At 33.1% G+C, this 22,588-nt stretch carries 21 protein-coding genes; 3 read left to right on the top strand and 18 right to left on the bottom strand.

Translation table 11 applies throughout. The features are described from left to right. The 4 genes from M0M44_RS05540 to rbfA all read right to left on the bottom strand — a co-directional run bounded on the left by M0M44_RS05540 (position 1) and on the right by rbfA (position 3,560). Positions 1-258: a type II toxin-antitoxin system Phd/YefM family antitoxin gene (locus M0M44_RS05540; RefSeq protein ID WP_248728874.1), complete on the bottom strand. Its 258-nt coding sequence runs from the start codon at positions 256-258 to the stop codon at positions 1-3. A 111-nt stretch (positions 259-369) separates the two neighbouring features. Then, positions 370-1,797 (bottom strand): MATE family efflux transporter, encoded by a 1,428-nt coding sequence (locus M0M44_RS05535; RefSeq protein ID WP_248728873.1) that lies wholly within the window; start codon positions 1,795-1,797, stop codon positions 370-372. 169 nt (positions 1,798-1,966) lie between these two features. Beyond that, entirely contained in the window at positions 1,967-3,166 is a 1,200-nt protein-coding gene (locus M0M44_RS05530) for an ABC transporter permease (protein WP_248728872.1), read from the bottom strand. Between the two features lies 1 nt (position 3,167). Continuing rightward, the gene (gene rbfA / locus M0M44_RS05525) at positions 3,168-3,560 is read right to left on the bottom strand and encodes a 30S ribosome-binding factor RbfA (RefSeq protein ID WP_248728871.1); all 393 of its coding nucleotides are present in this window, start codon (positions 3,558-3,560) and stop codon (positions 3,168-3,170) included. A gap of 124 nt (positions 3,561-3,684) precedes the next feature. On the opposite strand from rbfA, the gene M0M44_RS05520 reads away from it, so the two are divergent. The 3 genes from M0M44_RS05520 (at position 3,685) to M0M44_RS05510 (ending at position 9,058) form a co-directional block, all read left to right on the top strand. After that, positions 3,685-4,104 (top strand): CBS domain-containing protein, encoded by a 420-nt coding sequence (locus M0M44_RS05520; protein ID WP_248728870.1) that lies wholly within the window; start codon positions 3,685-3,687, stop codon positions 4,102-4,104. Positions 4,105-4,468: 364 nt separating this feature from the next. After that, complete coding sequence (locus tag M0M44_RS05515) at positions 4,469-7,459, top strand: SusC/RagA family TonB-linked outer membrane protein (RefSeq protein ID WP_248728869.1); 2,991 nt, start codon at positions 4,469-4,471, stop codon at positions 7,457-7,459. A gap of 18 nt (positions 7,460-7,477) precedes the next feature. Then, positions 7,478-9,058, top strand: a complete 1,581-nt coding sequence (locus M0M44_RS05510; protein ID WP_248728868.1) for a RagB/SusD family nutrient uptake outer membrane protein — start codon at positions 7,478-7,480, stop codon at positions 9,056-9,058. A gap of 67 nt (positions 9,059-9,125) precedes the next feature. Here M0M44_RS05510 and M0M44_RS05505 read toward each other — a convergent pair whose 3' ends face one another. The 14 genes from M0M44_RS05505 to M0M44_RS05440 all read right to left on the bottom strand — a co-directional run bounded on the left by M0M44_RS05505 (position 9,126) and on the right by M0M44_RS05440 (position 22,549). Continuing rightward, positions 9,126-10,382 (bottom strand): murein hydrolase activator EnvC family protein, encoded by a 1,257-nt coding sequence (locus M0M44_RS05505; protein WP_248728867.1) that lies wholly within the window; start codon positions 10,380-10,382, stop codon positions 9,126-9,128. A 24-nt stretch (positions 10,383-10,406) separates the two neighbouring features. Next, complete coding sequence (gene lolB1, locus M0M44_RS05500) at positions 10,407-11,186, bottom strand: lipoprotein insertase outer membrane protein LolB1 (protein ID WP_248728866.1); 780 nt, start codon at positions 11,184-11,186, stop codon at positions 10,407-10,409. 14 nt (positions 11,187-11,200) lie between these two features. Beyond that, positions 11,201-12,553 carry a tetratricopeptide repeat protein gene (locus M0M44_RS05495; RefSeq protein WP_248728865.1) on the bottom strand — a complete coding sequence of 451 codons (1,353 nt, stop codon included), beginning with the start codon at positions 12,551-12,553 and terminating at the stop codon, positions 11,201-11,203. A 48-nt stretch (positions 12,554-12,601) separates the two neighbouring features. Beyond that, on the bottom strand, positions 12,602-13,618 hold the full coding sequence (locus tag M0M44_RS05490) for a sugar phosphate nucleotidyltransferase (protein ID WP_248728864.1): 1,017 nt from the start codon (positions 13,616-13,618) through the stop codon (positions 12,602-12,604). A 65-nt stretch (positions 13,619-13,683) separates the two neighbouring features. Beyond that, entirely contained in the window at positions 13,684-14,118 is a 435-nt protein-coding gene (gene dut, locus M0M44_RS05485; protein ID WP_248728863.1) for a dUTP diphosphatase, read from the bottom strand. A gap of 28 nt (positions 14,119-14,146) precedes the next feature. Continuing rightward, a complete protein-coding gene (locus tag M0M44_RS05480; RefSeq protein WP_248728862.1) occupies positions 14,147-15,607 on the bottom strand; it encodes a lipopolysaccharide biosynthesis protein in 1,461 nt (486 codons plus the stop codon). Positions 15,608-15,702: 95 nt separating this feature from the next. Then, positions 15,703-16,149: a GNAT family N-acetyltransferase gene (locus M0M44_RS05475; protein ID WP_248728861.1), complete on the bottom strand. Its 447-nt coding sequence runs from the start codon at positions 16,147-16,149 to the stop codon at positions 15,703-15,705. A 787-nt stretch (positions 16,150-16,936) separates the two neighbouring features. After that, positions 16,937-17,797 carry an ATP synthase F1 subunit gamma gene (gene atpG / locus M0M44_RS05470; RefSeq protein ID WP_248728860.1) on the bottom strand — a complete coding sequence of 287 codons (861 nt, stop codon included), beginning with the start codon at positions 17,795-17,797 and terminating at the stop codon, positions 16,937-16,939. Between the two features lie 90 nt (positions 17,798-17,887). Beyond that, on the bottom strand, positions 17,888-19,465 hold the full coding sequence (atpA, locus tag M0M44_RS05465; RefSeq protein WP_248728859.1) for a F0F1 ATP synthase subunit alpha: 1,578 nt from the start codon (positions 19,463-19,465) through the stop codon (positions 17,888-17,890). 37 nt (positions 19,466-19,502) lie between these two features. Beyond that, a complete protein-coding gene (gene atpH / locus M0M44_RS05460; RefSeq protein WP_095930605.1) occupies positions 19,503-20,036 on the bottom strand; it encodes an ATP synthase F1 subunit delta in 534 nt (177 codons plus the stop codon). 4 nt (positions 20,037-20,040) lie between these two features. Continuing rightward, positions 20,041-20,541 (bottom strand): F0F1 ATP synthase subunit B, encoded by a 501-nt coding sequence (locus M0M44_RS05455; RefSeq protein ID WP_095930604.1) that lies wholly within the window; start codon positions 20,539-20,541, stop codon positions 20,041-20,043. A gap of 90 nt (positions 20,542-20,631) precedes the next feature. After that, positions 20,632-20,829 (bottom strand): ATP synthase F0 subunit C, encoded by a 198-nt coding sequence (gene atpE, locus M0M44_RS05450; protein WP_008465835.1) that lies wholly within the window; start codon positions 20,827-20,829, stop codon positions 20,632-20,634. 33 nt (positions 20,830-20,862) lie between these two features. Beyond that, positions 20,863-22,038: a F0F1 ATP synthase subunit A gene (gene atpB, locus M0M44_RS05445; protein WP_248728858.1), complete on the bottom strand. Its 1,176-nt coding sequence runs from the start codon at positions 22,036-22,038 to the stop codon at positions 20,863-20,865. Between the two features lie 118 nt (positions 22,039-22,156). After that, positions 22,157-22,549, bottom strand: a complete 393-nt coding sequence (locus M0M44_RS05440) for a hypothetical protein (RefSeq protein ID WP_248728857.1) — start codon at positions 22,547-22,549, stop codon at positions 22,157-22,159. Between the last annotated feature and the right edge of the window lie 39 nt (positions 22,550-22,588).

The following is a 22,588-nucleotide window of genomic DNA, read 5'->3' as shown; positions in this document are numbered from 1 at the left end:
CTATAATTCATCTAAATTAAACATTTTCAATTTTCCTTTTTCCATTTGTTCAATAGATTCAGAAAGTCGTTTTCTGTTGGCTTTGGTTGAAAGTAAATGTTGCGTTTCTAATATTGAATTGTACTCTTTCATTGAAATTATTACAACAGCATCTTCCTCGCTATTTCGGGGAACAACAATTATCTCTGAGGATTCTGATACTTCATCAAAATAGTTCTTTATGTTTTTTCTCAATGTTGATATAGTAATTGCTTTCATTTCATAGTACCTTTAGTTGTACGTGCAAATGTACAATATTCTACATTTTAAAAGTTCATTTGTAAAATATTTAACTTTTGGAAACAGTGTAAATTTGAAGGTCTTTTTAGTTTATACTTGAGTTCTCTTCCACTTTCCTCTTTTATAAAAGAAAATACCAGCAAGTGTAATTGCAGTTTCAGCAACAGGAATAGCAATAAAAACACCTGTTGGTCCCATATTAAAATGCTTTGCTAATACATAAGCCAGTGGAATTTGGAACAGCCAAAACCCGAAGAAATTAATTCCCGTTGGTGTCCACGTATCTCCTGCTCCGTTAAATGTATTGATCAAAACCATTCCGATTCCGTAGAAGATAAAACCGATGCTAATAATCTGCAATGCTTCAATTGCAATGGTTTTTACTTGCTCGTCATTCGTGAAAAAAGAAATTATATATTGTCCAAAAACCAAAGTAATAATCATAATCGAAGCCATGAAAATTACATTATACCTGGCTGTTGTATAAACTGATTTTTCGGCACGTTCGATTTGTTTAGCTCCTAAGTTTTGTCCGACCAAAGTCGCAGCTGCGTTACTCAATCCCCAAGCTGGAAGTATGAAAAACATCATAATTCTTAAAGCCGTCTGATAACCTGCAGAACCGTGATCGCCACCCGTTGTCGCAACTAATTGTGCTAAGAAAATCCAGCTGCAAGATGCTATTACAAATTGCAGAATTCCTGGTGCTGCAATTTTTACTAAAGCTCGTATCTGTTTAAAATCGGGAGTAAAATAAGAAATCTTAATTTTTAAAATGCCGTTTCCAAAAAACAAATGATAAACCTGATATAAAACCCCGATACTCCTTCCGATAGTGGTTGCCAAAGCTGCACCAACTAGTCCAAAAGCGGGAATTGGTCCGAAACCGTTAATTAATATCGGACATAAAATAATATTACAGATATTGGCAATCCAAAGACTTTTCATGGCAATAGCTGCATTTCCTGCTCCACGGAAAATTCCGTTTATCAAGAACAAAAGCATAATGCATAAACTAGAACCAATCATAATCTGAGTAAATCGGAAACCATGTTGGGCAGATTCTACAGAAGAACCCATTAAAATCAAAATATCTTTTGCATATATAATTCCTAAAATGCTCATTATACTATTAATAGCAAATGCAATTATAATGGCTTGCATTCCGGCTTTGGCTGCAGCAACAGGATCTTTTTCTCCAATACGTCGCGCAACAACTGCGGTTGCCGCCATACTCATTCCGATTGCAAGAGAATAAATAACTGTCAATACAGACTCCGTTAAACCAACTGTTTGAATGGCAAAACTGCTATGTTCCAAATGTCCAACGAAATATAAATCGACTAGAGCAAAAACCGATTCCATCATCATTTCTAAAACCATCGGAATGGCTAGTAGAATTACGGCTTTTTTGATACTCCCAGAAGTATAGTCAAAAGATTCGTCGCCTTTTAAGGCTTGTTTTAGAGTGGTAAAAATTTTAGAAAAGAAGCTTTTCTTTATAATTGTTTCTGTCATGATGTTTTAGGATAAATAATAAAATTGGTCCAGATGTATTTTAATCTGAACTGAAAAAGTAAACGTAAGTATCCTAATTATTCTAAAAAATAAAATAGGATTAGGCAGAAACAATCATATGCTGTAGATTTTAAGGCGGTAAATATAATTAATATTTCTTAAGAAGTTATTAATCAAGTAGTTTTTTACTTACTCGGCTGCTTGCAATTAATGAAGCAACAAAACCTAATGAAATTATTGTTGTCATTACAATTAGAACATTTTCTATTGTAAAAACAACTGGGTAAGCCAAAGTTGGCGTAATCATGATAAGTTCAAACTTCTGCTGTAATATGACAAGGATTATACCTAAAGCAAGTCCGATTAACCCCCCAAAAACACTCAATAAAGTTCCTTGAAGTAAAAATATTTTTCGAAGCCCAGTGATATCTGTTCCTAAGTTGAACAGTGTTTTAAGATTTCCTTTCTTTTCTAAAATCATCATAATCAATGCGCCAATCAAATTAAAAAGAGCCACAATAATTACGAGTGTAAAAATAAGATAAACTGCAATGTTTTCTGTATTTAGCATTCTATACAAAGACTCGTTCAGCTGCGCTCTATTTTTTAAAGTGATTTTATTTTTAAAAATAGATTTTAGCTGAGCCTTTACCGCTCCCTCATCTGCATTTTCTTTTAATTTAAATTCAATTCCAGAGATTTGATTTGGTTTGTACATTAGTAATTCCTGCGCCAATCCTAAATCTGCAAAAACATATTTTGAATCTAAATCTTCACTGATTGAATAAATTCCAACAGGCAAAACATCGGTTTTAGTGAAAGCTTCTTCCGGATTTTCGATTGCACCTTTTCCTGGTTTAGGAGCAAAAACCTGAAGTGGGTTTTCAAAATCAAGAATTCCCATTGAGAAATTTTGAGCTAATCCGTAACCAATTACAACCTGATAACTGTCTGGTTTGAGCCACTGTCCATTAAAGAGTTTTTTCCTAATATCGTTGACAACCGGGTAAACACTATCAACTCCTTTTAGATAAGTAACTTGCTGTTTGTCTTTAAATAAAAACAAAACACGTTCTTCTATTATTTGGGTATAAGAAGCCACCCCATTTATTTTTTTTATCTGATTTTCTTGAGCTTGGGTAAGTAAAAAAGACTTTCCGTAGGTATTTACCAACTTTAAATCGGGATCTATTTCGTTGGTAAATGAAAGACTAAAAACTTTAAGTCCGCTAAAAACAGATAAAACCACAAACAAAGCCATAGTACCAACAATGATTCCCATGCTGGCAATACGGTTGATAATATTTATAGCATTGTTTTTACTGCTGCTAAAAATATATCGTTTGGCTATGTATAAGGGGAAATTCAAATTAGGACTTTCTTCTTTTTTCTAAAAGATCACGATTTTCTATTGGGTTTTCTTTTCCTGCAAGTGCATTGTCGATTTTCTCGATGTAATCTAATGAATCGTCTAGAAAGAATACTAAATTCGGAACACGGCGCAATTGCAAACGAACACGTTGTGATAAATCATGTTTGATTAATGTTGTATTGGTTTTAATTGCCTCTAAAGTTTCTTTGGCTTTTTCTTGTGGAAAAATACTTAAATATACTGTCGCCACAGATAAATCTGTAGTTACACTCACTTTGGATACAGAAATTACCAAATTTGTAATTCCGTTTTTTCTCACTTCACCTTGCAAAATGTCAACCAGATCTTTCTGAATTACACCGCCTATTTTTTTCTGTCTATTTGTTTCCATACTGCAAAAATACTAAAATTTAGTCGTATTACATGTTCTTTTAATTGTTTTAAAAGCTGATAAAGGTCATAGCGTTTGAGGGAATTATTCTACATATTTGATATAAATATAAAACTAATCTATCATGAAAAAAAGAGAACCAATTAGTCATATTATGACAAAAACTGTAGTGACTGCAAACGAAAATGATGATCTTAAAAAAGTGGTCGAAAAATTAAAAGCACATACAATACGTCACATTCCGATTTTAAAAGGTAAAGAAGTTGTTGGAATTATTAGCCGAACTGATATCAACCGATTAACTTTTGGAGCTTTATTTGAAGGTCAGGAAAATGCCGATGAAGCGATATTAGAAATGCTAACTATTTCTCAGGTTATGACTTCGAAACCGAAAACAGTATCATCTGATACCATAATAAGAGATTTAGCCGAAATTTTTGTGAAAGAAGAATTTCACGCTCTTCCGGTTGTTGACAATGGAGAATTGAAAGGAATTGTTACTACAACTGATGTCATGAAATATCTCTTAGAACAGTACGAATAACTACTATTCATCGTACATAAATTTATTCTTAAAAGTGGCAGAGCATTCTTTCTGCCACTTTTGTTTTTCATGCATACATATATCAATAAATTATATAATTTTTTAAACATAATAACAAAAAATCAATCAAGATTTAATTATTAAATAATTTTATTATTGTTAAAATTTCACATTTTTTTTGATAAAAATAAAATTAGTACTACTAAACTTAAAAAGCAGTAAATCAGCGTTTCAAAGAAAAAAAGATTCAAGTATTCTTTAAAAAAGAACTTATTCAATTCAAAACTAACAGGATAGAGCAGGATACAAAGGGTTTCAGTTATAAATAAGTTTAAAACACTTTAACTAACCGAAATCTATTCTTATGAAAAACAAAATTAGCCATTTGTTAATTTTGATCTTTTCCATTTTTGTGCATCTAACCACACAAGCACAAAACAAAATGGTAACTGGATCAATCACGGATTCTAATGGAATTCCAATTCCCGGAGCGAATATTGTCGTAAAGGGTTCACAAATTAACACCATTTCCGACTTTGATGGAAAATATTCCATAAACGCAAGTACAGGAAGTATTTTAATTTTTAGTTCTACTGGTTCTAAAACAATCGAAAAAACGGTTGAAAAATCCTCCATTATCGATATCACATTAAGCGATGAAGTTGCCGAGCTCAAAGAAGTAGTTGTTGTTGGTTATGGAACTATGAAAAAAAGTGATTTAACGGGTTCGATCGCACAAATTAAAGGCGATGTTCTTAATACTGTTACTAGTTCAAATCCGTTAGAAGCTGTTCAGGGACGAGCGGCAGGTGTTGCTGTTTTAAACAACGATTCTTCTCCAGGTTCTTCTCCTAAAATAAGAATTCGCGGGAACGGATCTGTCAGTGCAGGAAATGATCCTTTAATTGTTGTTGACGGTTTCCCGCTTGTAAATAGTAACTTAAACGACATTAGTTCTAACGACATTGAATCTATGGAGATTCTTAAAGATGCTTCTTCGGCCGCAATTTACGGGTCAAGAGGAGCAAATGGCGTTATCTTGATTACAACAAAAAGAGGAAAAAAAGGACAAAACAATCTGGAAATCGTAGGCACTCAAGGAATCTCAACTCCTACCCGACTTCCTAAAACGTTAAGCAGAGATAGTTTTGTCAATTTTATAAATGATGCTTACACATATTCTACTGGAAAACCTGTTTACTCTGCCACCAATCCTGCCCCAAATATTAACACAGACTGGCAAGACGAAATCATTCAGAATATGGCGCTTATGCAAAACTATTCTTTGTCTTTTAGCGGAGGAAAAGACAACACAACTTATCTCCTTTCTGGTAATATTTTTTCGCAAGACGGAATCGTAGAAGCATCTGGTTTTAAGAAACTAACTCTTAGAACCAATTTAAATCACGAATATAAACCTTGGCTTACGGTAGGAACGCATTTACAAGTGGGACGATCACAAAGAGATATCCGAAACAATCCTACTGGAGATATTTTTAGATATGGCTGGCCAACAATACCTGTAAAAAATCCAGATGGAAGCTGGTATTATGCTACAGAAGATCCTGCTGTAAGCTCTTATTTTGAAGGTACTTGGAATCCTGTTTCGGAGGCATCAGAAATGACAAACGAAATTTCTACAGACCGTATTCTTGGCGATGTATATGCACATTTTAAACTTGCCAAAAATCTAACTTTTAAAACCAATTATGGAGTAGATATTTCTAATGAAAAACAATATGAATATTATACTTCAAAATCTACTGCCGGAATTGGATCTGGAAACACAGGAACTGGAGGACAATATTACAGAAGACAAAGCTCTCAGTTAACAGATAATATTTTAAGTTATGCTAATACTTGGAAAGATAAACATAGTCTTACTACAACGGCCGTTTATTCATGGCAAGAATATGTTTATGAAGATTTGGGTGTTAAGGGGTCTGGTTTTCAAAATGATGCAACAGGAGCAAATGATATTACGTATGCCGATCGAGCAAGTATTACCAATTCTTCTAACAAATATTCTAGTAAATTAATTTCGTGGACCGCAAGAACTTCTTATGCTTACAACGAAAAATATCTTATAACCTTAACAGGTCGTTATGATGGATCGTCTCGTTTTGGAAGCAACAACAAATGGGGATTTTTCCCTTCTTTGGGACTTGGCTGGAATGTTGACAAAGAAAACTTTCTTAAAAATAGTAATGTGATTTCTGCTTTAAAATTAAGAGCAAGTTATGGTGTTACAGGTAATCAGGAAATAGGTAATTATCAGTCTTTGTCTAAACTTGTTAAAGCAAATTATGTGTACGATAACAATCCGATTTTTGGGTTTGTAGAGACAATTGGAAATCCCGATTTGAAGTGGGAACGCAACATTCAGTATAATGCGGGAATCGATTTAAGTTTATGGAAAAGATTTGATTTGAATTTAGATTTTTATCAGAGACAAACTTCAGATCTTTTATACAACGTTCCTATTCCTACCACTTCTGGTTATTCTAGTATGCTTCAAAATATTGGCGAAGTCAAAAATATTGGCTTTGAGGTTACTGCAAGAGTAAAAGTAATAGACTCTAATTTTAAATGGGATATAAGCGGTAATTTCTCTAAAAACAAAAACGAAATTGTGAGCCTTTATGGAGATGTTAGCCGCATAAATGTTGGAAGTTCTTCTGCTGGAATTGCTAAATATCTAATTGTTGGCCAGCCTGTAAATAGTGTTTGGGCTAGAGAATCTGCTGGTATTATTAAAACTCAAGAACAGCTGACGGCTTATCAGCAAATACGTCCTACGGCACAGCTTGGAGAAGAAATGTATGTGGACAAAAACAACGACAAAATCATTAACAATGACGATTACGTAAATATAGGAACCACTTCTCCCGATTTCTTTTACGGAATATCAACTAATCTTAGTTACAAGAATCTGACACTAGACATTTATGGACAAGGCGCAACTGGCTTAGCTTCTGACGAAGATAGCAATTATATGATTTTTGGTGAAAACCAGATTCAGAACAGAAATTATATTCCGACGCAATATGCTTATGATAGAATGTGGAGTCCGACAAATCCATCTGGAAATTTCCCTAGAGCGGGCGCTAAAGATGTGTACTTATCTGATCGTACAAACGGAGACTGGAATTATTTTGTGGTTAAAAACATTAAACTGGCTTACAATTTATCTAACGTAATCAAAAGTGTTGATTGGGTAAAACAGTTAAATGTGTATGTGAATGCACAGAACTTTATCAATATTGCAAACCACAGAGGCTATAATCCAGAAAGCGGAAATGTAACTTCTCCTTATGTAAAAACAATGCTGATTGGTTTTACTGCGAAATTTTAATTTAAAAAATATATACAAATGAAAATTCTAAAATATATCTTTTCGGGTTGTGCAATACTGCTTTTTTCACAATGCACCGATTTGGCTGAAGAACCTTATACTTTCCTATCGCCTAGTAATTACTATAAAAATGCCGACGAATTAAATACTGCTTTAGTAAGCGTTTATGATGGTTATCAAAATGGTTTTAATGGGAATTACAAATATATTATGTACTTGGAGGTATTAACCGAATTTGGTTCGCCTGCTTACGCAAAAGACGATGTGCAACTTTGGAATGTGTGGTCCGACATGAATAATGCTGACAAAATGGTTATTACCAATTGGGACGATGCCTACAATATTATCAATCGAGCAAATTTAGTTATTGGCAGAGGTTCAGATGTTGAAATGGATGAAACACTTAAAAAAAGATATTTTGCAGAAGCTCGTTTTCTGAGAGCGGCAACTTATTACAATTTAGTGCGTATGTACGGAGGCGTCCCAATTCCTGAAACTTTTACCGAGGGATTAAAGAATTTAGCAATACCAAGAAAAACAACCGAGGAGACCTATGCTTACATTATTGCCGATCTTGAATATGCTGAAGAAAATTTACCTCAAAAATCGGGTTATCCAAGTGATAATATTTGGCGAGCTTCAAAAGGAGCTGCGCAGGCTTTACTAGGAGATTTATATCTTACACGAGGAAGTATGACGGGCGATAAAACCTTTTTTCAAAAGTCTAAAGAGTACACCACAAAAGTAATTCAGTCTAGTCAATACGATTTACAGTCTAATTTTAAGGATCTTTGGTATTGGTGGAATATCAATAATAAAAACGGAATTGAATCTGTTTTTGAAATGCAATATGGCGGTGTCGAAAATGAATACAACAATAACCATGTTATGTTTGGTGTAAATATAACCGAGACGACATTAGGCTGTTATATGTATCACAGATTCGGCCCTTCAATTCAGCATTATCTTTCTTACAGCAGTGACGATACAAGAAAAGAGGGCAGTTTTTTAACAACGGTTAATGTTACTGAAAAAGGAAATTCGAGTCATATTTTGCAAACTATCGAATTTGTTCCAGCCGATAAAGGTTTCTTTCCTGGATCTAAGGGATGGAAAACAGCTTCGCCAGGAAATCTGAAATTTTATGACAGAACCGAAAGTTCTGCTTCGCTAAAAAAACCGCAGGCAAATTCTTATGTCATTCGTTATGCCGATGTGTTGCTAGATTATGCCGAAGCAGAAAATGAAATCAACGGTCCCGCTGCGGCTTATGCTTACGTAAACAGAGTAAGAAACAGAGCAAAACTTCCAGATCTAACTCCAGGCTTAAACAAAGAGCAATTTGCAGACGCCATTTATAAAGAAAGAGGATGGGAATTTGTTGGTGAAGGATTATTGTTTTTTGATGAATTAAGAACCAATCGAATTGGGAAAAATATTTCAGAACACGTAAAATATGGAAATGACAACGGAATTAATATGTACGTAAACAACCCTTTACAATTTGTTCCTTCTAAAAATTTCCTGTTTAAAATTCCGCGATACGATTTAGATTCTAATCCTGCACTAATTCAAAATCCTGATAACGTAAGCAATTAAACTAGAAAATCCTTTCCATCAGTTTGATGGAAAGGATTTTTTATAGAGTAATCTTTTCAGAAGAACTTTATCTGCTTTGCAGCCATCCTTCGGGATTATTATTTGATGTATTTTGAAGAATCAAGAATTTAATAATTGTTTTTCCTGTATCTCCACTTGTTCTCACTTTTCCGATGTTTTGCTTAATAGTCACTTTATCTCCCTGACTCACAGAAACTGAACTTAAGTTCTGATATACGGTAAAAAAGTCTCCATGCTGAATCACGACTGCTTTATTCACAGGTGATAAAACGATTACTTTAGAAACTTCTCCAGCAAATACTGCTCTAGCGCTTGCGCCGTCTTCTGTTGTAATCTCGACTCCTGAATTATGAACTGTAATTGATGGATGCAATGGGTGTGGCTGATCTCCGTAACCTAAAGAAATAAATCCTTTTTCTACTGGCCACGGTAATCTTCCTCTATTGGCTTTAAAATCAGCAGCCAAAACTTTATCTTCTGGAGTCATTGCAATTTTTGAAGAAGAAACTGTTGTCGTTTTTGCTTCACTAGAACCTGGATTCGCTTTTGCTCTTTCTGCAGCTGCTTTTCTATTAGCTTCAGCAATGGCTTCACGAATTAAACGATCAATTTGTTTGTCGATACGTTTAGATTCATTTTGTTTTGATCGAATATCTGCAGCAATTTTATTTTTATCTTTTTTAAGCGAATTAACTAATTTTTGCTGTTCTTTTTTCTCTTCTTCAAGAGTTACTTTTTCTTTTTGGTTCTCAGCAATAATCTTCTTTTTTACTTGTCTTTGACCATCCAGTTTAGCATTAAAATCAACTAATTGAGCTGTTTTGGACTGAATTTCAAGACCTTGATTTTTTCTGAAAGCAGTATATTGTTTTAGGTATTGAGCTCTTTTATAAGCTTGTAAGAAACTTTCAGAAGATAAAATAAACATTGCACGGCTCTGTTCAGAACGGCTTTTGTATGATTTTAAAATCATCTCGGCATAGTCTTCCTTTAGAACTTTCAGTTCTTTTTTAAGTTTATTAACCTGAACCTGATTAATGTACATATCATTACTAATCAGTTTTTCTTGTTTCGCTGTAGTATTGATTAATTTCTCTTTTAGCTTGATTTTGTTTGCCTGAATTAAATATTCATTTACAGCAGATTTCTCTTTTTTTCGAACAGACTGTAGCATCTTTTCGTTATCTCTGATTTCCTGCTGAATTTGAGCTTTACGCTGTTCCAGTTTTTCTTGCTGAGAATCCTGTGCCCATACAAATGTAGTGGCACAAACTAAAACTAGACTTAGGAGAAATTTTGGCATGTTTCTATTTTTATTTTTGCAAATTTACTTAATTGTAACTTTTTTATAACCGCTCGGAACGCTATACGGAAAAGAAAGTTCTTCATTAAATGAAATATTGTTATAATTCAAGTTAATACTTGTTTTGCCTTTTGGCTGCACTGCATTGATTTCGACGCTTGTAGGTAAGGCTCCTTGATCAAAATTTTTAGTGTCAGAATACGCAATTTGTAAGGTTCTGTTTTCAGATGGCTGCGAAATCTCTTCCTTTTGAATTAAATATTTTTCTCCATCTAAGAAAAAAGTTTTCTTCAAGTTGGCATCTTTTTCTTCGTCTAATCTAAAAAGATTGTCTACAATTGTCTGCGTATATTTTCCTTTTCTTAAATCGTCAAAAGCTTCTCCAACCAATAGATTTTGAACTTTAGTATAATCTAAATCTGTTCCTAGCCATTTGCTCAAACTTGAAAAATCTCCTTCGTAGTAAGTACTATTTATTTTCTCATAATAACTTACGGCTGAAGGTGTTATTAATGCTTTTGCCATTGTAATTCCTAAAAAACGAACACTTATTAAAATCTGTTTGTCTTTTTCGATTCTAATTTCGGCAGTAACATTTTGACTTTGTTTTTCATCAACATATTTTGCGCTGGCCTTAATATATAAGGTAGAAAAATCTAACTTATTATCGTAATGTTTTTCGATTACTTTTTTGTCTTCTTTTGGTGCAATTGTCTGGCTTGTATTTCCTTGCACTGCTACTGCTTTCGATTTACATGAAATTACGGCAATAGACAATACTAGTATTGATATATATTTTTTCATCTGAATTCTCTTTTTTATTTTTTCTTCTTTAATAATTCATTTGCCTTCAAAAAGTATTCCTCTTTTTTCTTTGCATCTCCCAAACCATTGTATGCCTCTCCTAACTGATTATTAAAATTTGATTCTAATTTTACGTCATCCACCACATAATCAAGACCCATTTCTAAGACAGTTTTTGCATTTTTAAACTGTTTAAGCTGATTACTTCCTAAACCAGCATAGTAATAAAACTGAGCCTGACTCGGATAAACTTCGATCAGCATCATAGCTCTTTTGGTCATTGGCTCGTATTGTTTTGCTTGCGCATACGCTTCCAGCAATAACATATTGGTTTCAAGATCTGTATCTGAATTTGCCTTTAAATCTTTTTCATAATATTTAATCGCATTTTCAAATTGTCCTTTGCTGTGATAAAACTTTCCAATTTCTTTGGCTACATCAACATCTTTATCGTTGTCAAAATAAGAAATGGCTTTTTCTAAATCGGCAGAATACTGTGGGTTTTTATTTACATAAATCAAAAACTCATTCAAAGTTCTATGTTTGATTTTTGAATCGATTTTTGAACTTGCTAAAATCACATTCATCGATTTTATCGCTTTATCCGCCTGATTGGCATCCAAATAAGTTTTGAACAAACTCACTTGCGCCCATTCTGAATTTGGAATTTCTTTTGCCAGCTGTTTTGCTACATCAAGCGATTTCTCATTCTCATTATTTTTTGAATACAAAAGAATTAGGTTCAAATAATTTGCCTCTTCTTTCGGATTTTTTTTAATCTGTTCAACTAAATTATCAATTTCGGCATTCTGATATTTTCCTTGTGATAAAATCTGCGCTTTATAAATTTCTCTATCAGCCGATTTTCCGAATTTATCATTCATTTCATTAATCGCTGTCAATGCCTTATCATACTGATTTGTAATCATGTATAACGAAATCAAATCGTCTTTATATTCTTCGTCAAAAACAATGATTTTTTGGATAATTTCAATTGCCAAAGGATAATTTTTTGTCTCGTAACTTACATCGTAAATTCCAAGCCAAAACCATTTATTTTTAGGATCAAGCTGTGTGGCTTTTTCAAAAGCATCTTGTGCGTTTGGGTATTGCTTAAGCGCCAGATAGTTTTTTCCTAATTCAAAATAAGCAACTGCATCATTGGGTTTTAGTTTTATACATTTCTCCAATGATACAATAGCTTTATCATAATTTTCAATTCCTTTTTGTTTTAATGATTCATAAAACGAGTCTTGGTATTCGTCTGGTGCCATGGCAATATCTTCGGGTTCTGTCTGTGCAAAAACCGAAAATGATGTGCTGAATAAAGCAAAAAACAAAACTGTAAAAACTCTTTTTTTGATCATTTGTAAGAATTACATTTTAAACAAAACGAAACCTTGCTAATTTTTATTTTATTCTAAAACAGCGTAATCTCCAATACTGATACTCGTAAATTTACCGTCGTAACTTACATGATTTCCAATCATTGCATTATCAAGATTAGCATTTTTAATTTTAGAATACGTTTGTACCAAACTGTTTTTGATTGTACTGTCTGTTACGTGACATCCATTTCCAAGAGATACATTTGGTCCGATTGTCGTATTTTTCAAGACCACATTTTCTCCTATATAACAAGGAGGAATAATTGTCGAATTCTCTAAAGTTACGCCGTAATCAACTAAATGCTCTCCATCATTATGAAGAAAACCTAACATTCTAGTATTAGTTTCTACGGTAACATCTTTATTTCCGCAGTCCATCCACTCGTCTACACTTCCAGTTTTAAAAACTTTTCCGTTTGCCATCATCGCTTTGATACCATCATTAATCTGGTATTCTCCACCATTCTGAATATTATTATCCAAAACATTTTGAAGTTCGTTTCTTAAAACTCCGACTTCTTTAAAATAATAAATTCCGATAACGGCTAAATCGCTAACAAACTCTTTTGGTTTTTCAACCAATTCTACAATTTCATTATTTTGGTTTAGTTTTACAACACCAAAAGCCTCAGGCTCATCTACTTGTTTTACCCAGATTACAGCATCTGCTTCTGGATCTAATTCAAAATCTGCTCTAATTAAAGTATCTGCATAAGCAATTACCGCTGGTCCAGATAGAGATTCTTTTGCACACATGATCGCATGTCCAGTTCCTAAAGGCTGATCCTGACGGTAAATTGAAGCTTTAGCCCCTAATCCTTTTGCTAAATCTTCTAAGCTTGCTACAACATCATCTCCAAAAAAAGCCTCATCTCCTAAAATAAAAGCAACTTCTTCAATTGGTTCTTTTAATATTTTGGCAATATCTTCTACTAAACGGTGAACGATAGATTTTCCCGCAACCGGAATTAGTGGTTTTGGAACGGTTAATGTATGAGGCCTCAATCTTGATCCACGGCCTGCCATTGGCACAATTATCTTCATTTTCTTATTTGATTTTATGCGAAGATTTTATAAAAATCTTCATTGGGTTTGGTCTTTCTTTTTTATTATTTCACTCCAGTGCTTCCAAAGCCGCCTTCACCTCTTGATGTTTCTGTAAGTATTTCAACTTCAATCCATTCAGCTCTTTCGTGTTTAGCAATAATCAGCTGTGCAATTCGTTCTCCATTTTCGATTACAAAATCGTCATTAGATAAATTTACTAAAATTACTCCTATTTCTCCTCTGTAATCTGCATCAATAGTTCCTGGCGAATTTAAAACCGTTACGCCTTTTTTTGCAGCCAGACCACTTCTTGGTCTTACTTGTGCTTCGTAACCGATTGGCAATTCAATAAAAAGTCCTGTTTTTACAATAGTTCTTTCTAAAGGTTTTAACGTAATTGGTTCTATAATATTGGCACGCAAATCCATACCTGCAGAAGCAATAGTTTCATAATTTGGTAAATCGTGCTGTGATTTATTGATAATTTGAATTTTCATTTTTAAATATAAAATTTTTAAAAGCGTCTTATTTTCTCTTCATTATTCCTTTAATAGTATCTTTTTCAAAATGGTAAACCATATACATAAAGACTAAAAGAAGCGGAATTCCAACATAATATTTTTCTCTAAATCCGTAAAAAGAGATAATTGAAAACAATATTGAAACACCTAGATAAGTGCCAATTTTGTTCATGTCATAAGGAATCGGATAATATTTATTTCCTAAAACATAAGAAATAAGCATCATACTACCGTAAGCTGAAATGGTTGCAATTGCAGAACCATAATAGCTGTATTTCGGAATTAATAGATAATTTAAAATCAAGGTGACAATTGCTCCTACAATAGAAATATAGGCTCCAATTTTTGTTTTATCAGTCAATTTATACCAAACCGATAAATTGTTGTAAATCCCTAAAAAGAAATTTGCCAAAATAATTAATGGCACAACTTTCATGGCCTCCCAATACGATTTGTTGTCTAATAGCAAATATTTCAAAACGTCGGCGAACACAATTACCCCTAATAAAATCAATGACCCTAAAATCACGAAATATTTGGTTATAACGGCATATGTCTGTGGTGCATTTTCATTCTTGGCATGACTAAAAAAGAAAGGTTCAATACCTAACCTAAAAGCTGTTGCAAAAAGAACCATAAATAATCCCAGTTTGTAACAAGCAGAATAAGCTCCAACTTCAGACTTTGCCAAGTTTTCTGGAAGTAAATAACCCAGTAGAATTTTATCAAAATGCTCATTTACCGCAAAAGCTAAACCAGCAACTAAAATCGGAAGTCCGTATTTCATCATTTTCTTCCAAAGTACAGGATCGAATTTTCGTCCAAGCGAAAGATAATTTGGAGAAAGTACAATAAAAGTTGCCAAACTTGCCAAAAGGTTGGCAATGAAAATATAAGCAATTTGGAAATTTTGTACATATAAATTATCCCAAATCGAATTTGGATTTGATTCTGCCAATTTGGGAAGGTAGATCAAGAAAAATATATTCAGCAGTAAGTTTATAACAACATTTCCAATCTTAATTGCTGCGTAAACCATTGGCCTCTGATTGGCTCTAAGTTTAGAAAATGGAATTAAAACCAGTGCATCTAAAACTAAAATCCATACGGTATAAGTAATATATTGAACATCGACTTCGGCTAGATTTGCCAGTGTATTTCTAAAAATCAATCCAACGAAAAGAAATATTATCGAGGTCCAAAATATAGAAATAGTCGAAGTGGCTATTACATTTTTCTTGTCCTCCTCGGCACTGTAAAATCTAAAAAATGCTGTTTCCATTCCGTAAGAAAGAACCACGTTAAAGAAAACCATCCAAGACAATACGATCGAAACTTCACCATACTCAGCTGTAGGCAAAATTCCTGTATATAATCTCACTAATAAAAAACTTAGCATTCTCGGTAAAACTGTAGCCAGTCCGTAAATTGCCGTTTGCTTGAATAGATTTTTATATAATCCCAAAATATAATTCTAATAATGTTTGTAAGACAAAAATAACCATTTCTTTTGTTTAATGGAGCTTTTGTTGATGCAATAAAGAAAACTTCTGATCGTTTTTAGACAGTCATTTTCTTTTCATCTAAAATTTTGACAAAATGAAATCCTTTTGGAGCGTAACCTTGATTATAATAAAATCTATGCGCTCCAAAATTTCCCGTAAAAGCATCCAAAACTATACTGCTGCAATTTAACTCAATTGCTTTTTTCTCTATATAATCGGTAAGCAATTTTCCGATTCCTTTAGATCGATGATCTGGATTAACAACAAAATTGTCAATCTCAAGATATTTTCCCGTCCACAGTTTAGTAGCCGACCAGCACCCCGTCAAACCTAGACAAATCTCATCTTCAAATATTGCAATTTGTGTATAATTATGAGGTACCATTTCAGAAAGAAATGATTGATACTTTTCTAGAGATATATTAGGATAAAGAAATCGAATTATACTTATTTGAGCCACCATTTCCTCAATGGTAGTTAGCTCTTTTATTTGTAAAGTCATTGTTTAAAAATGAAATAGAATTCAAAAATACTCAAAATATAATCATGACAGAATCTGTTTTCCATCATATATATTTATTCTTAAACGTTTTTAACTAATTTATTGGACATTAATTATAGTTCACAAAAATAAATTTACATTTTATACGTTTTCTGTAAAAAGCACATGCTTTAAAAACTTCTTGATAGCAGAATAAAACTGAGGAATGTCTGGAAAAAACGACAGAAACAGTCGTAATATTTCATCAATCTACTTACTTACAGATAATTATACTGTTTTTTAACACAACATGTGAAATATATAAAAAAAACATGAAAATTATGTAACATTTTTTTAACAGTCTTTTTTTAAATTTGTTTCAAAGGGATTGAGAAAGCTAAATATAACCCTTTTAAAAAAAAGAAAGCACTGGGACTAATAAAGCTTGTTTGTTCCCATAAAAGACAAAGCATAAGGGATTGATTCAGCTGTAGTAACCCTAAAAAAACAGAGCACTGGGACTGATAAAGCTTGTTTGTTCCCATAAAAGACAAAGCACAGGGATTGATTCTGCTGAAATGTAACCCTTAAAAAAACAGAGCATTGGGATTAATAAAGCTAGTTTGTTCCCATGAAAGACAAAGCACACAGAGTTATCTGTCTATTTTTATAAAATGGTAGTGATTCTCAACTTAATTATAATTTGAGAATCACCATTTTATAAAAATATTTTTAAAAAAGAATAAAACTTCCAATAAAAAGAAAAGCCAGCTAATGCTGGCTTTTCTTTTATATATAATAGGATAAATTATCCATTTAAAGCTTCTGCTCCACCAACAATTTCCAAAATCTCACTTGTAATCGCTGCCTGACGAGCTTTGTTATAAGTTAATTTTAATTGGTTTCTTAAAGCTGTTGCGTTGTCTGTTGCTTTGTGCATTGCAGTCATACGTGCTCCGTGCTCAGAAGCAAATGAATCACGAATACCTTTGTACAATTGTGTTTTTAAAGACTTAGGAATTAAAGCCAATACAATTTCTTCTTTTCCTGGTTCAAAAATATAATCTCCAGAAACAGAAGCTCCATCAGTACTAATAGGCGCCAATGGTAAAAACTGCTCTACTTGAACAATTTGAGTAGCAGCATTTTTAAACTGATTGTATACTAACTCAATTCTATCGTATTCTCCAGATAAGAATTTCTCAGTCAAATTATCTGCAATTCCAGCAACATTTTCAAATGTTAAATGATCAAAAATTGCATTATGATGACCGTGAATTTTATGCGTTTTAACTAAAGCATCACCACCTTTTTTACCAATGGCAAAAACGTCAACTTGCTTTCCAGCATAAAAATCAGTACGATTTTTAATCTCTTTAATAATATTCGAATTGAAAGCACCACACAAACCTCTATTTGAGGTTACAGCAACTAACAATACTTTTTTTACTTCACGTTGTGTAGTGTAATCTCCTCCTATTTCACCTTCTAGTGTAGCAGAAAGATCTTGCAATAACTCCGTTAATTTCTCGGCATAAGGACGCATTGCAGTGATTGCATCTTGTGCTTTCTTCAGCTTTGCAGCAGAAACCATTTTCATAGCCGATGTAATCTGCATCGTCGATGAAACGGAAGTAATTCTATTACGGATTTCCTTTAAATTTGCCATCTATTAATTAGAAAATGCGACAATTTTAAAATTAGATAATTAGAATAATGATCGAACATTATCTAATTATCTAATTTACCAATTATCTAATTAGTTATATTTTGCTGAAACTTCTTTTGCCGCTTTTTCGATAACATCTGTAATAGCGTCATCTAATTTCCCAGCTTTCAAAGCGTTAAGTGTATCTTTATGTTTGCTGTTTAAGTAAGCTAAGAAATCTGCTTCGAATTCTTTTACTTTATTAACAGGAACATTTTTTAATAAGTTTTTAGAACCAGCGTAGATAATAGCTACTTGGTTTTCAACTGTATAAGGATCATTTAAACCTTGTTTCAAGATCTCAACGTTTCTTTTTCCTTTTTCGATTACGTTTAAAGTAACAGAATCTAAGTCAGAACCAAATTTAGCGAAAGCTTCTAATTCACGGAATTGAGCCTGATCTAATTTTAAAGTTCCAGAAACTTTTTTCATTGATTTAATTTGAGCATTACCTCCAACACGAGATACAGAGATACCTACGTTAATTGCAGGACGAACCCCAGAGTTGAACAAATCTCCATCAAGGAAAATCTGACCATCTGTAATCGAGATTACGTTTGTTGGGATATATGCAGAAACGTCACCAGCTTGAGTTTCGATAATTGGCAATGCAGTTAATGAACCCCCACCTTTTACGATAAACTTGATAGAATCTGGTAAATCGTTCATGTTTTTAGCAATTCCATCATCAGCAATTACTTTACAAGCACGCTCTAATAAACGAGAGTGTAAGTAGAAAACGTCTCCAGGATAAGCCTCACGTCCCGGTGGTCTTCTTAATAAAAGAGAAACCTCACGGTAAGCAACAGCCTGTTTAGATAAATCATCATAAACGATAAGAGCTGGACGACCAGAATCTCTGAAATATTCTCCAATTGCAGCACCAGCGAATGGAGCGTAAACTTGCATTGGAGCTGGATCAGAAGCATTAGCAGCAACGATAACAGTATATGCCATTGCTCCTTTTTCTTCTAACATTTTAGCGATTCCTGCTACAGTTGAAGCTTTTTGTCCAATTGCAACATATATACAGAATACAGGTTTTCCTGCATCGTAAAATTCTTTTTGATTTAAGATTGTATCGATACAAACCGTTGATTTACCTGTTTGACGGTCACCGATTACAAGCTCACGCTGTCCACGACCAACTGGAATCATAGCATCAACTGCTTTTACTCCTGTTTGTAATGGCTCAGTTACTGGCTGACGGAAGATAACTCCAGGTGCTTTTCTTTCTAAAGGCATTTCGTATAAGTCACCACCGATTGGTCCTTTTCCATCAATTGGAAAACCAAGAGTGTTAACTACACGTCCTACCATTTGCTCACCAACTTTAAGAGAAGCAATACGTTGAGTTCTTTTTGCTGTAGATCCTTCTTTAATTCCAGTTGATGGTCCTAATAATACAACCCCAACATTATCCTCCTCAAGATTCAATACGATACCTTCCATACCGTTATCAAATTCCACTAACTCACCATATTGAACATTAGATAGCCCGTAAACACGAGCAATACCGTCTCCAACTTGAAGTACTGATCCTACTTCCTCTAGCGTAGCACCAGATTCAAAACCTTCTACTTGCTTTCTTAATATTGCTGAAATTTCAGCAGGTTTGATTTCCGCCATCTTAATTTATAATTTAGACACTTTTTGTGTTATAAAACTAATTACTTAACTCTCTTTTTAATACTTGTAATCTGTTAGCAACTGAAGCGTTGTACTGATTATCTCCTATTCTCAAAATAAATCCACCAATAATTGAAGGATCTACTACATTTTCTATTGTAATTTTTTTATCTGATAAAGTTGCAACTTTTGCCAAAACTTTAGCTTCTAAAGCTGCATCCATTGGAATAGCTGTTGTAACTTTTGCTACTTCAACACCATTACTTTCATCAAATAATTTATTGTATTCTAATGCAATTGCATTTAGAATTTCGAATCTTTTGTTTTCAAATAATAAATGGAATAGTCCTTTTGTTACTCCATTTACATCTGCAAAAACTTCCAAAAGAGCACCTTCTTTAACTTCAACAGTAGTTGTTGGGTTTTGGATAAATGTACTCAATTCTTGATTCGTCTCAATTGCATTTGCAATTGATTTCATATCGTTATTGACAGCTTCGGCAACACCTTTAGAGTTTGCTAAGTCTAGAATTGCTTTTGCATAACGAATTGCTGCTCTTGTACTTGCCATAATCTTAGTTTAACTTTACGTCACCTAATAATTTCTCTACCAATTTAGTTTGAGATTCTTTATTAGATAATTCTTCTTTCAATAATTTTTCAGCAATACTCAAAGATAGAGTTGAAACTTGAGATTTCAATTCTGCCATTGCAGCATTTTTTTCGCTTTCGATAGCCGCTTTAGCTTGATCAATCATTTTTTGACCAGCTTCTTGAGCTTCGTTTTTAGAATCAGCAATCATTTTCTCTTTCATTTCGCGAGCTTCTTTCAACATCGCGTCACGTTCTGCACGAGCTTCATTCAAAATTCTTTGATTGTCAGCTTGTAAATTTTCCATTTCTCTCTTTGCGTTTTCAGCAGAAAGCAATGCATTTTTAATACCTTCTTCTCTTGCAGTAATAGATTCCATAATTGGTTTCCAAGCAAATTTTACTAAAAGCAAAATTAATATTACCAAGATTAAAGCCTGCCAGAAGAATAATCCGAATGAAAAATCGTTAATTAACTTATCCATTTTATATAACTATATTAAATATTTAATTTCTTTTTTAAAAGTAACAACATCTTTAACCAACCGTTAAAGATGCTGTTATTTCTCTCTTTATTATTTTCCTAAGATCAAAGCAGCGAATGCTAAACCTTCTAATAAAGCCGCGATAATAATCATCGCAGTTTGAATTTTACCAGCAGCTTCTGGCTGACGAGCAATAGCGTCCATAGCAGATCCACCGATTTTACCTAAACCTAAACCTGCACCGATTACTACTAAACCAGCACCTACTAAAGTTGGAATTGTTCCCATAACTATTTATATATATAAAATTAAACTTCTAAATTAAATAATTGCTGTTTCATCTTCATGGTGGTGAGCATGATCATGATCTTGAACTGCCATACCAATAAACAATGATGATAACATTGTAAAGATGAATGCCTGTAAAAATGCAACTAAGATTTCAATAACAGATATAAACAATGTCAATCCTAATGAGATTGGCAAATCTGCTGCTAAATTTTTTCCAACAAAAATCATTGCGATCAAACTCATAATTACTACGTGACCTGCAGTAATGTTTGCGTACAAACGAATCAATAATGCGAATGGTTTTGTTAATGTTCCTAAAACTTCAATTGGAGCTAAAATAATTTTCATTGGAACTGGTACTCCTGGCATCCAGAAGATGTGTCCCCAATAATCTTTGTTTGCGCTAAATTGAGTAATAATAAATGTAAAGGCTGCTAAACAAACTGTAATAGCAATATTTCCTGTTACGTTGATTCCTAGCGGAGTCATTCCTAATAAGTTTAAGATCCAAACAAAGAAAAATACAGTTAATAAGTAACCCATATATTTACGGTATTTTTTCTCTCCAATATTTGGAACAGCAATTTCGTCTCTGATGAAAATTACTAATGGTTCTAAAACTCTACCAAATCCTGTTGGGATTGGTCCTTTTTTGTATGATCTTGCTAAACCAGTAAACATTAATAATAATAATACTGATACGAAAAGCATTGAAACAACATTTTTAGTAATTGAAAAATCTAATGGTTTTTCATTTGATGGATGACCGTGCTCATCAAAGTTGATTGTTCCGGCAGCATCTGTTTTATAAATTTTACCGTGAACTAATTTGTAGTAGCTACCGTCAACTTCTGCAACTTCTTCTCCGTGGTGTAATTTTGAAGAAGAGAAAACTTTTAAACCACCATCAATTAAAATAACTGGTAATGGGAAACCGTAGTGTTTATTTTCTTTTTCATCTGAAAAGAAAACAAAGTCGTGAGAATCTTGTAAGTGGTGATCAATAAAAGCATCTACTTTAGCCTTTGGATCAAGAGCAACATGCTCTCCTTCTTCGTGAGCAGTATGTGAAACTACTTTCTCTTCGTGAGCTGTTTCAGTTTGAACATGCGTCGAATCATTCTCTTGATTTGCAAAACCCATTATAGGTAGAGAAGCTACAAAAGCTGCAAGAATAAAGCTGAGTGGTTTGTTTGAAATCACCATATCGTGGAAAATCTTATTTTTTTACGTTTCTAAAATTTGGTGCAAAGGTACATTTTTTATTAATATTCAAAAGGATATGAAAAATTATTTTTAAACCTTGTTTTAAAGAATTGTTATTTTAACGCTTTTCATTTAATAATCGGACAGTTAAAAGCGTCTGAAATAACAAAAACAGCACAAATGTTATAAAAAAACTGACTTTTTCAACATTGCTTTCTCCCGTTTTGTTTTTTAAGATCGGCTGAAGAAATAAATAGGCTAATAACATTTGTGTAAAAGTTCCAAATAAAAATGCCATTCCGACAATTTCAAAATTCTTCTTTTTTACTACTAATAATATAAGGTATAATAAAGACGAAATCGCGAAGAAAGAAAAATACAGTATTTCTAAACTGTAATGAAACTTCTCCGTACTAATTTCACTAAATAAAAAAACGGCTTTATGAATACTATAAGTTCCTAAAGCAAGACATAACAAATAAAAAACTGGTTTGTAATTTTTTGAAAGCATTTAAAATAATTTTTGTGCAAAGATGCAACTTTTATCTCA

The sequence above is a fragment of the Flavobacterium humidisoli genome (assembly GCF_023272795.1).
Taxonomy (GTDB): domain Bacteria; phylum Bacteroidota; class Bacteroidia; order Flavobacteriales; family Flavobacteriaceae; genus Flavobacterium; species Flavobacterium humidisoli.
Note: the sequence above shows the minus strand (reverse complement) of the source record. Positions and strands in the feature narration are given on the sequence as shown.

Coding starts and splice junctions, on each gene's coding strand:
- atpG (WP_248728860.1), bottom strand. CDS start 17,797: ATGGCAAATTTAAAGGAAATCCGTAATAGAATTACTTCCGTTTCATCG.
- atpB (WP_248728858.1), bottom strand. CDS start 22,038: ATGGTGATTTCAAACAAACCACTCAGCTTTATTCTTGCAGCTTTTGTA.
- rbfA (WP_248728871.1), bottom strand. CDS start 3,560: ATGGAAACAAATAGACAGAAAAAAATAGGCGGTGTAATTCAGAAAGAT.
- M0M44_RS05515 (WP_248728869.1), top strand. CDS start 4,469: ATGAAAAACAAAATTAGCCATTTGTTAATTTTGATCTTTTCCATTTTT.
- M0M44_RS05490 (WP_248728864.1), bottom strand. CDS start 13,618: ATGAAGATAATTGTGCCAATGGCAGGCCGTGGATCAAGATTGAGGCCT.
- atpE (WP_008465835.1), bottom strand. CDS start 20,829: ATGGGAACAATTCCAACTTTAGTAGGTGCTGGTTTAGTAGTAATCGGT.
- M0M44_RS05510 (WP_248728868.1), top strand. CDS start 7,478: ATGAAAATTCTAAAATATATCTTTTCGGGTTGTGCAATACTGCTTTTT.
- M0M44_RS05440 (WP_248728857.1), bottom strand. CDS start 22,549: ATGCTTTCAAAAAATTACAAACCAGTTTTTTATTTGTTATGTCTTGCT.
- M0M44_RS05520 (WP_248728870.1), top strand. CDS start 3,685: ATGAAAAAAAGAGAACCAATTAGTCATATTATGACAAAAACTGTAGTG.
- M0M44_RS05535 (WP_248728873.1), bottom strand. CDS start 1,797: ATGACAGAAACAATTATAAAGAAAAGCTTCTTTTCTAAAATTTTTACC.
- atpH (WP_095930605.1), bottom strand. CDS start 20,036: ATGGCAAGTACAAGAGCAGCAATTCGTTATGCAAAAGCAATTCTAGAC.
- dut (WP_248728863.1), bottom strand. CDS start 14,118: ATGAAAATTCAAATTATCAATAAATCACAGCACGATTTACCAAATTAT.
- M0M44_RS05475 (WP_248728861.1), bottom strand. CDS start 16,149: ATGACTTTACAAATAAAAGAGCTAACTACCATTGAGGAAATGGTGGCT.
- atpA (WP_248728859.1), bottom strand. CDS start 19,465: ATGGCGGAAATCAAACCTGCTGAAATTTCAGCAATATTAAGAAAGCAA.
- M0M44_RS05455 (WP_095930604.1), bottom strand. CDS start 20,541: ATGGATAAGTTAATTAACGATTTTTCATTCGGATTATTCTTCTGGCAG.
- M0M44_RS05495 (WP_248728865.1), bottom strand. CDS start 12,553: ATGATCAAAAAAAGAGTTTTTACAGTTTTGTTTTTTGCTTTATTCAGC.
- M0M44_RS05505 (WP_248728867.1), bottom strand. CDS start 10,382: ATGCCAAAATTTCTCCTAAGTCTAGTTTTAGTTTGTGCCACTACATTT.
- M0M44_RS05540 (WP_248728874.1), bottom strand. CDS start 258: ATGAAAGCAATTACTATATCAACATTGAGAAAAAACATAAAGAACTAT.
- lolB1 (WP_248728866.1), bottom strand. CDS start 11,186: ATGAAAAAATATATATCAATACTAGTATTGTCTATTGCCGTAATTTCA.